The organism is Gaetbulibacter aquiaggeris (genome assembly GCF_044003965.1).
Taxonomy (GTDB): domain Bacteria; phylum Bacteroidota; class Bacteroidia; order Flavobacteriales; family Flavobacteriaceae; genus Yeosuana; species Yeosuana aquiaggeris.
The window spans coordinates 419,439-434,346 of sequence record NZ_JBAWKC010000003.1; the positions used below are offsets into that span (position 1 = coordinate 419,439).

General features: G+C 33.1%; 14 protein-coding genes. All 14 read left to right on the forward strand.

Features of this window, described 5'->3' with window-relative positions; all coding sequences use genetic code 11:
- The first annotated feature begins 46 nt into the window (after positions 1 to 46).
- The 14 genes from lpxD to hisH all read left to right on the forward strand — a co-directional run bounded on the left by lpxD (position 47) and on the right by hisH (position 14,907).
- Positions 47 to 1,081: a UDP-3-O-(3-hydroxymyristoyl)glucosamine N-acyltransferase gene (gene lpxD, locus V8G56_RS11090; RefSeq protein ID WP_395438521.1), complete on the forward strand. Its 1,035-nt coding sequence runs from the start codon at positions 47 to 49 to the stop codon at positions 1,079 to 1,081.
- On the forward strand, positions 1,062 to 2,468 hold the full coding sequence (locus V8G56_RS11095; RefSeq protein ID WP_395438522.1) for a bifunctional UDP-3-O-[3-hydroxymyristoyl] N-acetylglucosamine deacetylase/3-hydroxyacyl-ACP dehydratase: 1,407 nt from the start codon (positions 1,062 to 1,064) through the stop codon (positions 2,466 to 2,468). The genes lpxD and V8G56_RS11095 overlap by 20 nt, the downstream gene beginning before the upstream one ends.
- 2 nt (positions 2,469 to 2,470) lie before the next feature.
- Positions 2,471 to 3,256 carry an acyl-ACP--UDP-N-acetylglucosamine O-acyltransferase gene (gene lpxA / locus V8G56_RS11100; RefSeq protein WP_395438523.1) on the forward strand — a complete coding sequence of 262 codons (786 nt, stop codon included), beginning with the start codon at positions 2,471 to 2,473 and terminating at the stop codon, positions 3,254 to 3,256.
- Between the two features lie 32 nt (positions 3,257 to 3,288).
- Complete coding sequence (efp, locus tag V8G56_RS11105; protein ID WP_331629226.1) at positions 3,289 to 3,855, forward strand: elongation factor P; 567 nt, start codon at positions 3,289 to 3,291, stop codon at positions 3,853 to 3,855.
- Between the two features lie 54 nt (positions 3,856 to 3,909).
- A complete protein-coding gene (locus tag V8G56_RS11110) occupies positions 3,910 to 4,848 on the forward strand; it encodes a UDP-3-O-(3-hydroxymyristoyl)glucosamine N-acyltransferase (RefSeq protein ID WP_395438524.1) in 939 nt (312 codons plus the stop codon).
- Positions 4,849 to 4,922: 74 nt separating this feature from the next.
- Complete coding sequence (gene sucD, locus V8G56_RS11115; RefSeq protein WP_395438525.1) at positions 4,923 to 5,795, forward strand: succinate--CoA ligase subunit alpha; 873 nt, start codon at positions 4,923 to 4,925, stop codon at positions 5,793 to 5,795.
- Between the two features lie 179 nt (positions 5,796 to 5,974).
- Positions 5,975 to 6,721, forward strand: a complete 747-nt coding sequence (fabG, locus tag V8G56_RS11120) for a 3-oxoacyl-[acyl-carrier-protein] reductase (protein ID WP_395438526.1) — start codon at positions 5,975 to 5,977, stop codon at positions 6,719 to 6,721.
- Positions 6,722 to 6,791: 70 nt separating this feature from the next.
- Positions 6,792 to 8,825, forward strand: coding sequence for a VWA domain-containing protein (locus tag V8G56_RS11125; protein WP_395438527.1), 2,034 nt, complete (start codon positions 6,792 to 6,794; stop codon positions 8,823 to 8,825).
- A gap of 12 nt (positions 8,826 to 8,837) precedes the next feature.
- Positions 8,838 to 9,653, forward strand: coding sequence for a prohibitin family protein (locus V8G56_RS11130; RefSeq protein ID WP_395438528.1), 816 nt, complete (start codon positions 8,838 to 8,840; stop codon positions 9,651 to 9,653).
- Positions 9,654 to 9,984: 331 nt separating this feature from the next.
- On the forward strand, positions 9,985 to 10,842 hold the full coding sequence (hisG, locus tag V8G56_RS11135; RefSeq protein ID WP_395438529.1) for an ATP phosphoribosyltransferase: 858 nt from the start codon (positions 9,985 to 9,987) through the stop codon (positions 10,840 to 10,842).
- A gap of 10 nt (positions 10,843 to 10,852) precedes the next feature.
- Positions 10,853 to 12,139: a histidinol dehydrogenase gene (gene hisD, locus V8G56_RS11140; protein WP_395438530.1), complete on the forward strand. Its 1,287-nt coding sequence runs from the start codon at positions 10,853 to 10,855 to the stop codon at positions 12,137 to 12,139.
- Positions 12,136 to 13,170, forward strand: coding sequence for a histidinol-phosphate transaminase (hisC, locus tag V8G56_RS11145; RefSeq protein ID WP_395438531.1), 1,035 nt, complete (start codon positions 12,136 to 12,138; stop codon positions 13,168 to 13,170). The genes hisD and hisC overlap by 4 nt, the downstream gene beginning before the upstream one ends.
- 12 nt (positions 13,171 to 13,182) lie before the next feature.
- Entirely contained in the window at positions 13,183 to 14,316 is a 1,134-nt protein-coding gene (gene hisB, locus V8G56_RS11150; RefSeq protein WP_395438532.1) for a bifunctional histidinol-phosphatase/imidazoleglycerol-phosphate dehydratase HisB, read from the forward strand.
- A complete protein-coding gene (gene hisH, locus V8G56_RS11155; protein ID WP_395438533.1) occupies positions 14,317 to 14,907 on the forward strand; it encodes an imidazole glycerol phosphate synthase subunit HisH in 591 nt (196 codons plus the stop codon).
- Position 14,908: the final 1 nt, after the last annotated feature.

The window sequence follows — 14,908 nt, forward strand, 5'->3', positions numbered from 1 at the left end:
TTCATATTTTTGCGACTATCAAACTTAAAACAACAAACTTTATAGTGTGAAATTTACAGCACAACAAATAGCAGGAATTTTAGAAGGTGATATTGTGGGGAATGCAGATGTGGAAGTTTCTAAACTATCTAAGATAGAAGATGGGGTAGAAGGCTCTCTGACATTTTTGGCCAATCCAAAATACACCCCTTTTATATATTCAACAAAAGCCTCTATAACCATAGTTAACCGGTCTTTTAATGCTGAAAATGCTATTGAAACCACGCTTATTAAAGTGGATGATGCCTACCAATCCTTTTCTAAACTGCTGGAATATTATAATGTTATTAAACTGAATAAAACAGGCATAGAACAACCTTCATATATTTCTGACACTGTTACATATGGAGAAAACATTTATTTAGGTGCTTTCGCTTATATTGGTGATAATGTAACAATAGGCAATAATGTCAAAATTTATCCAGGGGTATATATTGGTGATAATGTAACAATAGGCGATAATACAGTTATTTTTTCAGGGGCTAAAATTTATTCTGAGACTGTGATCGGTAATTTTTGTGTTTTAAATTCTGGGTCTATTATTGGAGCTGATGGTTTCGGTTTTGCTCCAATGGAAAATGGAGAATATAGTAAAGTGCCTCAAATTGGAAATGTTATTTTAGAAGATTTTGTAGATATTGGAGCGACCACAACAATAGATAGGGCAACTTTAGGATCTACAATCATTAGAAAAGGTGTTAAATTAGATAATCAAATTCAAATAGCACATAACGTAGAAGTTGGCAAAAATACGGTCATTGCTGCACAAACAGGTGTTGCAGGTTCATCAAAAATAGGTGAAAATTGTATGATTGGAGGCCAGGTTGGAATCGCGGGACACATTACCATTGGCAACAATGTAAGAATTCAAGCGCAGTCAGGAATAGCAAGAAATGTAAAGGATAATGAAATCCTGCAGGGTTCCCCGGCTATTGCCTTAACAGACTATAACAAATCGTATGTTCATTTTAAAAACCTGGGCAAGATTGTTAAAGATATTGATGATTTAGAAAAAAAGATACATGGGAATAGTAAATACTGAAATAAAACAAAAAACTATAAAGAAAGCCGTTTCATTGGTTGGAGTTGGTTTACATACAGGCAAAAATGTAACCTTAACTTTTAAGCCTGCTTTAGCGAACACTGGATTAGCCTTTAAACGTGTCGATTTAGAAGGCATGCCTCTTATTGAAGCTGATGCTAGTTATGTAACGAATACACAACGTGGTACTTGTTTAGAAAAAAACGGTGTCACTATTCAAACATCTGAACATGTTCTTGCTGCTTTAGTTGGAATGGATGTTGACAATGTTATACTTGAGTTAAATGCCTCTGAGCCCCCAATTATGGATGGTTCTTCCAAATTCTTTGTGAAAGCAATTGAAGAAGCTGGAATTATAGAACTTGATGCTTTTAGAGAAGAATATATTGTATCAGATGTGATTTCATATACGGATGAAGAATCTGGAAGTGAAATATTAGTAATGCCATGTAAAGAATACCAAATTACAGCCATGGTTGATTTTGGTACTAAAGTCCTAGGTACCCAAAATGCCACATTAAATAAAATTTCAGATTTTAAAAAAGATATTTCTAATGCACGAACCTTTAGTTTTCTTCATGAGATTGAAATGCTTTTGGAACATGGTTTAATCAAAGGTGGAGATTTGAATAATGCTATTGTTTATGTTGACAAAGCCTTATCTCCCGAAACTATGGAGAAGTTAAAAATAGCTTTTAAAAAAGAGTCTATTGCCATTAAACCTAATGGTATTTTAGATAATTTGACGCTTCATCACCCTAATGAAGCTGCAAGACATAAATTATTGGACGTTTTAGGTGATTTAGCTCTTATAGGAACGCATATAAGAGGAAAAGTCATTGCTACTAAGCCTGGACATTTTGTGAACACGCAGTTTGCAAAAAAAATGTCTAAGATAATTAAAAATGAAAGACGCAATAACGTACCTAATATTGATTTGAATCAAACTCCTTTAATGGATGTCAATCAAATTATGGCTATGTTACCACACAGACAGCCTTTTTTATTAATCGATAAAGTATTTGAACTTACCGATAACTATGTGACTGCTATGAAAAATGTGACCATGAATGAATCTTTTTTCGCTGGTCATTTCCCTGGAGCACCAGTGATGCCAGGTGTTTTAATTGTTGAAGCCATGGCGCAAACGGGTGGCGTTTTAGTTTTAAATACGGTTCCGGATCCTGAAAATTATTTGACATTTTTTATGAAAATGGATAATGTTAAGTTTAAACAAAAAGTAGTCCCTGGTGATACGCTTATATTTAAATGTTCATTAATTACGCCCATTCGTCGAGGTATTTGCCATATGCAAGGTTATGCGTATGCTAACGGAAAACTTTGCGCAGAAGCAGAACTAATGGCTCAAATATCTAAAGTAAAATAATTATGAATCAACCTCTCGCTTACGTACATCCTGGTGCTAAAATTGCAAAAAATGTTGTAATTGAACCATTTACCACCATAAATAACAATGTCATTATTGGTGAAGGAACCTGGATAGGTAGTAATGTTACCATTATGGAAGGTGCTAGAATAGGAAAAAACTGTAATATATTTCCTGGCTCCGTTATTTCAGCTGTACCACAAGATTTAAAATATAATGATGAAGATACGACTGTTGAAATAGGTGATAATGTTACCATTAGAGAATGTGTTACTATTAATAGAGGCACTTCAGATAGAATGAAAACGGTTGTTGGCAATAACTGCTTAATTATGGCCTATTGTCATATCGCTCATGATTGTATAGTAGGTAACAATTGTATTTTTTCAAATAATAGCACTCTAGCGGGTCATATTACTATTGGAGATTATGTTGTTTTAGCGGGCATGACCGCTGTACATCAATTTGTTTCCATTGGTAACCATGCCTTTGTTACTGGTGGATCTTTAGTAAGAAAAGATGTGCCTCCATTTGTTAAAGCAGCCAGAGAGCCCTTATCCTATGTTGGAATTAATTCAGTAGGTCTTAGAAGACGAGGATATTCCTCTGATAAGATCAGAGAAATACAAGATATATACAGAATATTGTATCAAAAGAATTATAATAACACACAGGCTGTAGAAATAATTGAAGCAGAAATGGAAGCAACGCCTGAACGTGATGAGATTCTTCAATTTATAAAAAATTCACATCGCGGAATCATGAAGGGTTATTTCAAATCCAATTAAAAAATTAAAAATAATAAAGGAAGACAATTTATATGGCAAGTACATCAGATATTAGAAACGGATTATGTATAAGATACAACAATGATATTTATAAAATAATAGAGTTTTTACATGTTAAACCTGGTAAAGGTCCGGCCTTTGTAAGAACCAAAATGAAAAGCGTTACTTCTGGAAAAGTACTTGACAATACCTTTTCGTCTGGCCATAAAATAGAAGATGTGAGAGTGGAAACTCATAAGTTTCAATTTTTATACAGTGATGGCGAATATTATCATTTCATGAATACAGAAGATTACACCCAAATTCAGTTAAGGGAAAGTGCCTTGGATAGCCCTCAATTAATGAAAGAAGGTGAAGTTGTAACGGTTATTATTAATACAGAAGACAATTTACCTCTGTCTGTGGAAATGCCTGCCAGTGTAACATTAATGGTTACAGCTACAGAACCAGGGGTTAAAGGAAATACAGCAACGAATGCCACCAAACCAGCAACCGTTGAAACGGGTGCCAGTGTTAACGTGCCACTTTTTATAAATGAAGGTGATCTTATAAAAATTGAAACCGAGAAAGGAACTTATAAAGAACGTGTGAAAGAATAGATTTTTTTAATACGTTTTGATTGTTTTTTGATAAGTTAATTTGCAAACTATTAGATGAAATTCCCTAGAACTTATTCCTTAATTGAAATCTCAAAATTAATTGATTGTAACTTTATTGGTGATGCCAATTTCCCTGTTTTGGGCATGAATGAAATTCATGTGGTTACTTCAGGTGATATTGTTTTTGTTGATCATCCAAAATATTATGATAAAGCCTTAAACTCAAACGCAACCATCATTTTAATTAATAAAGAAGTTGACTGTCCAAAAGGCAAAGCTTTATTAATTAGTGAGGATCCTTTCAGAGATTTCAATAAACTGACTGATCACTTTAAGCCTTTTAAGGCTTCAACTAATTCAATTTCTGATACTGCAATAATTGGAAGAAATACCATCATTCAGCCAAATTGTTTTATCGGTCATAATGTCGTTATTGGTGATCATTGTATTATAAATTCAAATGTGAGTATTTATGATGATACTGTCATTGGTAATCATGTCACTATCCATGCGGGAACCGTATTAGGCGCCAATGCTTTTTATTATAAGAAAAGACCGGAAGGCTATGATCGATTAAAATCATGTGGTCGTGTTGTAATCCAGGACCATGTTGATATTGGGTCTAATTGCACCATAGATAGAGGTGTTACAGGAGATACTACTATAAAAGAAGGTGCCAAATTAGATAATCAAATACAAATTGGACATGATACAGTTGTGGGTAAAAAATGTTTAATCGCCTCTCAGGTTGGGATTGCAGGCTGTGTTGTAATTGAAGATGAAGTCACTATTTGGGGACAAGTTGGTTGTACCAGTGGTGTCACCCTTGGAACGAAGGCGGTTTTTCATGCGCAATCTGGTATTAGTAAATCTTTAGAAGGCAATAAAACCTATTGGGGGACACCTGCGCAAGATGCGAGATCTGAAATGAAAGAAATGGCTAATATCAAGCGACTTCCTGAAATATTAGAGTATATAAAATCAAAAAAATAAAAATACAATAGGTGTTAAAAGTATTTTGAAAAAAAGTACTTTTGCAATGCTTTATTTAAATAAAAAATATAAAAATGAGTGTTTTAGTAAATAAAAATTCAAAAATAATAGTTCAAGGATTTACGGGTAGTGAAGGCACTTTTCACGCAAGTCAAATGATTGAATATGGAACCAATGTTGTTGGTGGTGTAACACCAGGTAAAGGTGGTCAAACACATTTAGATAAACCGGTTTTCAATACTGTAGCTGATGCTGTTAAAACGGCTGGAGCAGATACTACTATTATTTTTGTCCCACCGGCCTTTGCTGCAGACGCTATTATGGAAGCTGCAGACGCTGGAATTAAAGTTATTATTACGATTACTGAAGGAATTCCCGTGGCAGACATGATAAAAGCTGCTGATTATATAAAAGATAAAGAATGCCGATTGATAGGCCCTAACTGTCCCGGAGTGATTACTCCAGGTGAAGCCAAAGTTGGTATTATGCCAGGTTTTGTATTTAAAAAAGGAACGGTTGGTATTGTTTCAAAATCTGGAACATTGACTTATGAGGCTGCTGATCAGGTGGTAAAACAAGGACTAGGAATTACTACTGCCATTGGAATTGGAGGAGATCCTATCATTGGAACCACAACCAAAGATGCTGTAGAATTACTCATCAATGATCCTGAAACAGAAGCAGTGGTTATGATTGGTGAAATTGGAGGTCAATTGGAGGCTGATGCCGCTAACTGGTATAAGGCCAGTGGGAGCAAAAAGCCCATTATTGGTTTTATTGCTGGAGAAACTGCTCCTGCCGGGCGTACTATGGGACATGCAGGTGCCATTGTAGGTGGAAGTGATGATACTGCGCAAGCGAAAAAGAAAATCATGAGAGCTTGTGGTATTCACGTGGTTGATTCCCCTGCTGAGATTGGAAAAAAAGTAAAAGAAGTTTTAGGATAATTTTACTAAAAATAATATATACAAGGCCCTGCTATTATTAGTAGGGCTTTTTTATTATCAGGAAATTGTCTTTGGAATTTAAAATTGGTTTAAATTGTTAAGAGAACATTTTTTAACACACTATAAATATTCCTATATTTGAAGTAATAATTGATTACAAAATAATATAAGCGACTACCATGAAATTACTAGAAGGAAAAACAGCCATTATTACAGGAGCAAGTAGAGGTATAGGAAGAGGAATAGCACACGTTTTTGCAGAACAAGGAGCTAATGTAGCCTTTACATATAGTTCTTCTGTAGAAGCAGCTAATGTGCTGGAAAATGAATTAAATGCTTTGGGTATAAAGGCTAAAGGGTATAAAAGTAACGCGGCCGATTTTAATGAAGCACAACAATTAGCTGATGAGGTTGTTAATGAATTTGGAAGTATTGATATCCTGGTAAATAATGCGGGAATCACAAAAGATAATTTATTAATGAGGATCTCTGAAGAAGATTTTGATACGGTGATAGAAGTGAATTTAAAATCTGTTTTCAATATGACCAAGGCGGTTCAAAAAACAATGCTTAAACAAAGAAAAGGCTCCATTATTAATATGAGTTCTGTTGTTGGCGTTAAAGGAAATGCCGGTCAAACTAATTATGCAGCGTCAAAAGCAGGTATCATAGGATTTTCAAAATCTGTTGCTTTAGAACTGGGATCAAGAAATATAAGAAGTAATGTTATTGCTCCAGGTTTTATAGAAACCGAAATGACTGCAAAACTTGATGAAGAAGTAGTAAAAGGCTGGCGCGCAGGTATTCCATTAAAACGAGGTGGAACGCCTGAAGATGTTGCCAATGTATGCGTGTTTTTAGCGAGTGATTTAAGTGCTTATGTAACAGGACAAACAATCAATGTAGATGGTGGCATGTTAACTTAAGCTTTTATTTGAGACCAATGTTTTTGTTCAACAAAATAATGATCTCAAAAATTCAAATCGTAAATTGAATATGTCTACATTAACCATTCTATATATTATTCTTGCAGGAATTATAGCGCTTTTATTAGCGCTATTTCTGTATTATTATAGGCCTGATTCTAGACAGAAGCTCAATATCTTATTTATTTTTTTAAGATTTATCACTATTTTTTCTATTTTATTACTAATTATAAATCCAAAGTTTGAGCATATAAATTTTTATTCTGAAAAGCCTAAACTTATCGTTGCTGTTGATAATTCTGCCTCAATAAAAAACCTAAATCAAGATAAAAATGCCTTAAATTTTGTTTCAACGATATATAATAGTGCAGAAATTAACAAAAAATTTAATGTTGATTATTACACCTTCGGCAATTCATTAAAAGTTTCTGATTCCATTAATTTTTCTGAAAACGAAACCAATTTTGATGATGTGTTCAATCAGCTTTCACAAGTTTATAAAAACGACATAGCGCCTATGCTATTAATTACTGATGGAAATCAAACCATTGGGAATGATTATCAATACAATGCTACAAAATATGGACAACCCATTTACCCAGTTATTTTAGGTGATACCACAACTTATACAGATTTAAGTATCCAACAACTTAATGTCAATAAATACGCATTTTTAAAAAATGAATTTCCTGTAGAATGTATTGTTGCCTACAATGGGGATGATAATATCAGTACTAATTTTCAAGTGCACTCAGGAAAATCTTTACTGTATTCGCAAACTATCAATTTTACAAAGAGTAATAATTCGAAAATTATAAATATCACTTTGCCAGCAAATGCTGTGGGTGTTTTTAGTTATAAAGCAACTATAGCGCCTCAGGAAAACGAAAAAAACAAAGTGAATAACACGAAGTCTTTTGCTATCGAAGTTATTGACCAAAAGACCAACATTGCAATAGTTAGTGATTTTTCACACCCGGATTTAGGCGTTTTTAAAAAGAGTATAGAAAGCAACGAGCAACATACAGCCTCCATTTTAAAACCGGCAGAAGCTTTAGGTCAAACCAATGATTTTCAATTATTTATACTCTACCAGCCAAACAATACATTTAGAAAATTATTAGCACTTTTAGACACAGAAAGGAAGAATAAGTTCATAGTTATAGGCCCTAAAACAGATTTAAACTTTCTGAATTCAGTGAGTCAAAATTATAAACATGAAATTACCAATCAAAAGGAAGACTACTTAGTTTCTTTAAATACAAATTATGCATCATTTTTAGTGGATGATATCAACTTTGAATCTTTTCCACCATTGCAGTCTAATTTTGGTTCTATTTCATTTAGTATTCCCTTTGAAACTATTATTTTTAAAAAGCTAAGAAATCTTGTAACAGATCAGCCATTATTGGCCACTTTTGAATTTAATGGCAGGAGAGAGGCTCTTTTATTAGGTGAAAATATTTGGCAATGGAGAGCCCAAAGTTTTTTAAATTCTGAATCATTTGAAGCATTTGATGATTTTTTTGGTAAAATTATTCAGTATTTATCTTCTAATAATAAAAAAAGTAGATTAAACTTAGAATATGAGTCCTTCTATAATGGAACCAATGGAGTTAATTTTAAGGCGGAATATTTTGATAAAAATTTTGAATTTGATGCAAGAGCAAGTTTAGTGATAGAAGTGAAAGATTCTATTTTAAAGGAAGAAAAGATCTTTCCTTTCATTCTTAAAAACAATGTATATCAAGTAGACATGAGTAGTTTGCCTCCTTCAGACTATTATTTTACAGTTAGTAATTCCAAAGAAAATATTTCAAAATCTGGTAATTTTAAAATTTTGGAGTATAATGTTGAGCAACAATTTTTAAATGCCAATGTAACAAAACTGGAGCAAATTGCCACTAATAGTTCTGGAACCCCTTATTTTATAGCAAATACTAGTTCAGTATTAAAAGACCTTTTAAATGATAATAGATATCAATCCATTCTAAAAGAAAATAAAAATACCATACCTTTGATAGATTGGAAATATTTACTTTTTCTAATAGCAATAAGCCTAACAATAGAATGGTTTTTAAGAAAATATAACGGATTAATTTAAATAAATAAAAACATGGAAAGATTACCAAAAATCGGCATCCCAATTATTATTGTTGCCATCATATTAATTATCGTACTCGCAAAATCTGCAATCACCATAGACTCTGGTGAAGCCGGCGTATTGTTTAAAACCTTTAGTGAAGGAGTTGTTACAGATGAACCGCCTTTAGGTGAAGGATTTCATGTGATTGCCCCTTGGAATAAAGTATACGTTTATGAGGTACGCCAACAAGAACTTTTTGAGAAAATGAAAGTACTGTCTTCTAATGGTTTAGAAATTCAAATTGATGCTTCTGCTTGGTATGAGCCCGTTTATAATGATTTAGGAAATTTACACCAGTCTCTTGGTCAAAATTATTTACAACGGGTTATTCAACCGGCTATTAGAAGTGCTGCTAGAAGTGTTGTCGGTCGATATACACCTGAACAATTATATTCAAGTAAGCGTGATGCGATTCAAGATGAAATATTTTTAGAAACGAAAAAGATTTTAGAAAAGCAATATGTTCAGCTTAATGAAATATTAGTGCGCGACGTCACTTTGCCTTCAACCATTAGAGAAGCTATTGAACGTAAATTAAAGCAAGAACAGGAATCTTTAGAATATGAATTCAGATTGGTTACTGCTGCTAAAGAGGCTGAAAAGGTAATTATTGAAGCGGAAGGTAAAGCCGAATCTAACAGAATTTTAAGTGCGTCTTTAACGGATAAAATTTTACAAGATAAGGGTATTGACGCTACGATGAAATTAGCGGAATCACCAAATAGTAAAGTGATTGTTATTGGCTCAGGAGATTCTGGGTTACCTATCATTTTAGGAAACCAATAGCTTAGAAGAATTTATTAATTATGTAATTTTTATTCTGAAAGGTATATTATTGTTAATAAATATTTTTTGTAGTAAAAACATACATATTATTTAATTCTGAAAAATTTAAATTCAAATATTTGGAATACTAAGATTAAATTTTAGATATTTGTCATCATAAATAATAAAACATGAACTTTATTCAATTACATCATCATCATTTTCAAATTTGCACTCAGGCGAAATGAAAATGTATTGAATAAATTCAACATATATTTTAAACCCGTTTGAGACAATCAAACGGGTTTTTTGTTCCTAAAAAGATTGTTTCAAACTCATAACAAAAAGAAAGATGAGTAAATTAAAAATTGCAGTACAAAAAGCAGGGAGATTACATGATGAATCAATGGAAATATTGAAAGATATTGGTATTTCTATTGATAATGGTAAAGATCAGTTAAAGGCTTCTGCCAGAAATTTTCCATTAGAGGTATTTTATTTAAGAAATGGAGATATCCCACAATACTTGAAAGATGGAGTTGTTGATGCCGCTATTATTGGAGAAAATATTTTGATTGAAAAGGGTAATGGGATCACCATTGCTGAAAAATTAGGATTTTCAACCTGTAAAGTATCCATTGCTATACCTAAGTCCATAAAATATAATGGCATTCAAGATTTAGAGGGTAAGCGTATTGCTACTTCCTATCCAAACACTATTCAGAGTTATTTAGATAAAAACGGCATAAAAGCGCATCTTCATATCATTAATGGTTCTGTAGAAATTGCTCCAAATATTGGTTTAGCTGATGCCATTTGTGATATTGTTTCCAGTGGAAGCACCTTATTTAAAAATAATTTAAAGGAAGTTGAAGTCATCATGAAATCTGAAGCAGTTTTAGCTGTTTCTCCAATTCTAAGTGCGGAAAAGCAAGAGATTTTAGATAAAATACAGTTCAGACTTCAGTCTGTTCTAAAAGGGCGTGATTCAAAATACATATTGCTTAATGCCCCAAATGATAAATTACAAGATATCATTAATGTATTGCCAGGAATGAAAAGCCCAACCGTATTGCCTTTGGCAGAAGCTGGTTGGAGTTCAGTACACTCTGTGATCAGTAAAAATCAATTTTGGGATATTATTGATGAATTAAAAAAGAAAGGGGCACAAGGAATTTTAGTTTGTCCAATAGAAAAAATGGTTCTTTAGATTAAAAGTTATGGAGATAATAAATAATCCGAATAAAAGTAAATGGTCTGAAATTTTAAAAAGACCCACGCAAACTGTTGATGATATTGAACAAACGGTCAATCAGATTTTTAATGAAGTCAATCAGAAAGGGGATGAGGCTATTAAAAAATACACCTCTTATTTTGATGGCATAAGTCTTGCGGAAATGGAAGTCAGCCAATTAGAAATAAAGAATGCTGCATCGTTTGTTTCCATTGAATTGCAAAAGGCCATCGAATTAGCTAAACATAATATTGAAGCGTTTCATAAGGCTCAAAAATCTTCTAAAATTGAAATAGAAACCACGCCGGGGGTGCTTTGCTGGCAAGAAAAGAGACCTATTGAAAAAGTGGGATTGTATATTCCCGGAGGAACAGCCCCGTTATTCTCAACCGTTTTGATGTTAGCAGTTCCTGCACAAATTGCAGGATGCAAAGAGATTGTTTTATGTTCACCACCTAACAAGGAAGGCTCCATTGCTTCAGAGATTTTGTATGCTGCTCAACTTTGTGGTGTTACAAAAATCATCAAAGTTGGAGGTATTCAAGCCATAGCTGGATTAACTTTTGGTACTGAGACAATTCCTAAAGTTTATAAGATTTTTGGTCCAGGCAATCAATTTGTCACCGTCGCGAAACAACTGGCCACAAAACATGGTATAGCCATTGATATGCCGGCAGGGCCTAGTGAATTACTAGTGGTTGCTGATGATTCTGCTAATGCAGCTTATATAGCTTCTGACCTATTAAGTCAGGCAGAACATGGAACTGATAGTCAGGTTATATTAGTATCTACTTCTAAAAACATTATTGAAGCAGTTTCTAAAGAAATTCAGGTACAAATTAAAAAATTGCCAAGACAGGCCATTGCTGAAAAAGCGATTGCTCACTCAAAACTTATTTATATTGAAAATGACGCATTCGCGCTTCAGTTAATTAACGAATATGGTCCGGAACATTTTATAATTTGTACAAAAAATGAAAGTTTTTATATGAATGGCATCTCCAATGCCGGTTCTGTTTTTATTGGAAACTATACCCCAGAAAGTGCGGGGGATTATGCTTCTGGAACGAATCACACCTTGCCGACCAATGGATTTTCAAAAGCTTATTCTGGAGTCAATTTAGACAGCTTTTTGAAAAGTATGACCTTTCAGAAGATCTCTAAAGAGGGGTTGTTAAATATTGGTGAAACTATAGAATTAATGGCTGAAGCTGAAGGCTTGCAAGCTCATAAAAATGCCGTATCAATACGATTAAAGGATTTGAAACAATGACTATTCAAAATTTAATAAGACCAACAATAAAAGCATTGAAACCATATTCATCTGCCAGAGATGAGTTTCAAGGTGTTTCTGCTGAGATGGTATTTCTGGATGCTAATGAGAATCCTTTTGAAAACGGGGTTAACAGATATCCGGATCCACATCAGAATAAATTAAAAACGCTGTTATCCCAAATAAAAAATGTTCCAACTCAAAACATGCTTTTAGGTAATGGAAGTGATGAAGTTTTGGATCTTATATTTAGAATGTTTTGCGAACCTTATGTAGATAACGTCATTATTTTACCGCCTACTTATGGTATGTATGAAGTACTGGCTAATCTCAATGCTGTTAAAACAATAAAAGTTCCATTATCAAATAATTTTCAACCAGAAATTGATTCTATTTTAAATGCCTCTAATTCTAAAAGTAAAATTTTATTCTTATGCTCACCAAATAACCCGACAGGGAATAGTTTTTCTAGTATAGAGGTTGAAACCCTACTGAATAAATTTGGTGGTATTGTGGTAATTGATGAAGCCTATATTGATTTTTCTAAACAAAGTAGCTGGTTAGACAGATTGGAAGAATTTCCAAATTTAATAGTAACTCAAACCTTATCAAAAGCCTATGGCATGGCAGGTATTCGCTTAGGAATTTGCTATGCTTCTACAGAAATTATAGCAACATTAAACACCATTAAACCGCCCTATAATGTTAATGAGTTAACTCAGAATAAAGCTATTGAAAACTTAAAAAATGCCAATTTAGTAAAAAATCAAATTGGTGAAATATTAAAAGAGCGGACAGATTTAATTAATGAATTAAATAAAATCAATTTTATTTCAAAGATATTTCCATCGGACGCTAATTTTATTTTGATAAAAGTAGATGATGCCAACAAGCGCTATAATCAGCTTATATCAAAAGGTATTGTTATTAGAAACAGAACGAATCAACATAATTGCGAAAACTGTTTAAGAATTACTGTTGGAACGCGTACACAAAACAAGCGATTATTAAAAATATTAAAGGATTTGTAAAGCATAAAAAGTATGAAAAAAGTATTGTTTATTGATCGTGATGGCACGATTATAAAGGAACCAGCTGATGAGCAAATTGACTCTTTTGATAAGCTTCAGTTTTTCCCAAAAGTATTTCAATATTTGAGTAAAATTGCAAAAGAACTGGATTATGAATTAGTCATGATCACTAATCAGGATGGTTTAGGTACAGAAATTTATCCTGAAAACACTTTTTGGCCCGTTCATAATTTTATTATTAAATGTTTTGAAGATGAAGGGGTTGTTTTTTCTGAACAATTAATAGACAGAACATTTGCAAAAGATAATGCGCCTACAAGAAAACCTAATACTGGGTTGCTGACCAAGTATTTTTCTGAAGATTATGATCTTGAAAATTCATTTGTAATAGGGGATAGGCTAACGGATATGGAATTAGCTAAAAACTTAGGGTCAAAAGGTGTTTTTATCAATGAAGAAACGCATTTGGGGGTTCATGAAATCACAGTTAAAAGAGAAGAGTTAAATACCTATATCGCTTTAGAAACAAATGATTGGCAAAAAATCTATGCCTTTTTAAAAGCAGATGATAGAAGTGGCGGAATCATCAGAAATACTAATGAAACCAAAATTGCCATTCAATTAAATCTGGATGGTACAGGAAAAAGCAAAATTAATACGGGCATTGCCTTTTTTGATCATATGCTGGACCAAATAGCGCGCCATGGACAATTAGATTTAAAGATACAAGTAGAAGGTGATTTAGAAGTAGATGAGCACCACACTATTGAAGACACGGCTATTGCTTTAGGGGAATTGTTTCATACCGTATTAGGAAAGAAACTGGGTATTGAGCGCTATGGCTTTTGTTTACCAATGGATGATTGCTTGGCTCAGGCTGCCATCGATTTTGGCGGTAGAAATTGGTTAGTCTGGGAAGCCGATTTTAAACGTGAGATGGTGGGGAAAATGCCAACTGAAATGTTTTATCATTTCTTTAAATCTTTTACTGACGGGGCCAAATGTAACTTAAATATTAAAGCCGAAGGCACCAATGAACACCACAAAATAGAGGCTATTTTTAAGGCGTTTGCAAAAGCAATTAAAATGGCTGTAAAACGAGACATTGAAAAAATGATTTTACCATCAACTAAAGGAATGCTTTAAATGAATTTAGTAATAATAAATTATGGAGCTGGCAATATAAAAAGCATTCAGTTTGCTTTCAATCGACTGGGAGTAAATGCTGTTTTATCTAGTAATCCTAATGAAATTTTAAGTGCCGATAAAATTATTTTCCCTGGCGTTGGTGAAGCTAGCACCGCCATGCAAAAGTTAAAAGAAAGCGGTTTAATCACTTTAATACCAAATTTGAAACAACCCGTTTTAGGCATTTGTTTAGGGATGCAATTATTATGCGATTTTACCGAAGAAGGAAACACAAAAGGATTAGGCATTTTTAATACTCAGGTTAAACGATTTTCAAATAAAGTAAAAGTACCTCAAATGGGTTGGAATATAATCAAAGATTTAAAGTCTGAATTATTTACGGGTATTAAAGAAAACGAATATATGTATTTAGTGCATAGTTATTATGCTGAACAATGTGAACAAGCCATTGCTACAACGGATTATGATATAAATTATGCGTCAGCCTTACAACATAATAATTTTTTTGGAGTACAGTTTCATCCGGAAAAGAGTAGCTTCGCAGGAGAAAGAATTTTAGAAAACTTTTTAAAGTTAGATATTAAATAGA

What these genes read in the sequence shown, in the direction of transcription:
- V8G56_RS11095 (WP_395438522.1), top strand. Translation starts at nt 1,062, where the DNA reads ATGGGAATAGTAAATACTGAAATAAAACAAAAAACTATAAAGAAAGCC.
- lpxA (WP_395438523.1), top strand. Translation starts at nt 2,471, where the DNA reads ATGAATCAACCTCTCGCTTACGTACATCCTGGTGCTAAAATTGCAAAA.
- efp (WP_331629226.1), top strand. Translation starts at nt 3,289, where the DNA reads ATGGCAAGTACATCAGATATTAGAAACGGATTATGTATAAGATACAAC.
- V8G56_RS11110 (WP_395438524.1), top strand. Translation starts at nt 3,910, where the DNA reads ATGAAATTCCCTAGAACTTATTCCTTAATTGAAATCTCAAAATTAATT.
- sucD (WP_395438525.1), top strand. Translation starts at nt 4,923, where the DNA reads ATGAGTGTTTTAGTAAATAAAAATTCAAAAATAATAGTTCAAGGATTT.
- fabG (WP_395438526.1), top strand. Translation starts at nt 5,975, where the DNA reads ATGAAATTACTAGAAGGAAAAACAGCCATTATTACAGGAGCAAGTAGA.
- V8G56_RS11125 (WP_395438527.1), top strand. Translation starts at nt 6,792, where the DNA reads ATGTCTACATTAACCATTCTATATATTATTCTTGCAGGAATTATAGCG.
- V8G56_RS11130 (WP_395438528.1), top strand. Translation starts at nt 8,838, where the DNA reads ATGGAAAGATTACCAAAAATCGGCATCCCAATTATTATTGTTGCCATC.
- hisG (WP_395438529.1), top strand. Translation starts at nt 9,985, where the DNA reads ATGAGTAAATTAAAAATTGCAGTACAAAAAGCAGGGAGATTACATGAT.
- hisD (WP_395438530.1), top strand. Translation starts at nt 10,853, where the DNA reads ATGGAGATAATAAATAATCCGAATAAAAGTAAATGGTCTGAAATTTTA.
- hisC (WP_395438531.1), top strand. Translation starts at nt 12,136, where the DNA reads ATGACTATTCAAAATTTAATAAGACCAACAATAAAAGCATTGAAACCA.
- hisB (WP_395438532.1), top strand. Translation starts at nt 13,183, where the DNA reads ATGAAAAAAGTATTGTTTATTGATCGTGATGGCACGATTATAAAGGAA.
- hisH (WP_395438533.1), top strand. Translation starts at nt 14,317, where the DNA reads ATGAATTTAGTAATAATAAATTATGGAGCTGGCAATATAAAAAGCATT.